The organism is Citrobacter sp. TBCS-14, assembly GCF_005280805.1.
GTDB lineage: Bacteria > Pseudomonadota > Gammaproteobacteria > Enterobacterales > Enterobacteriaceae > Citrobacter > Citrobacter gillenii.
The window spans coordinates 226-596 of record NZ_SZWM01000462.1 but is presented as its reverse complement, the minus strand read 5'-3'; the positions used below and the strand labels follow the sequence as shown (position 1 = coordinate 596).

Sequence of the window (371 nt, the reverse complement as noted above, 5' to 3'; positions counted from 1 at the left end):
GGCAGCAGCATGTCTCATCGATGCAGTACCTGAAATCTATGACTACGTTAGGGGAAAGTAATGTATCAACATCACAACTGGCATGGTGCTCTGCTGGATTATCCGGTGAGCAAAGTGGTTTGCGTCGGTAGCAATTATGCAAACCACATTAAAGAGATGGGGGGAGCAACGCCGGAAGAGCCAGTGTTGTTTATTAAGCCTGAAACTGCGCTGTGTGATTTGCGCCAACCGCTGGTCATTCCGGCGGATATGGGGTCCGTCCATCACGAAGTTGAACTGGCCGTGCTGATCGGTGCAACCCTGCGCCAGGCGACAGAAGAGCATGTGCGCAAAGCCATCGCTGGCTATGGTGTGGCGCTGGACCTGACCCT

At 53.4% G+C, this 371-nt stretch carries 1 protein-coding gene; it reads left to right on the top strand.

The features are described 5' to 3' along the window. Positions 1-60 precede the first annotated feature (60 nt). On the top strand, positions 61-371 hold a 311-nt coding region (locus FDX22_RS31285; RefSeq protein WP_255432959.1), incomplete at its 3' end, for a fumarylacetoacetate hydrolase family protein.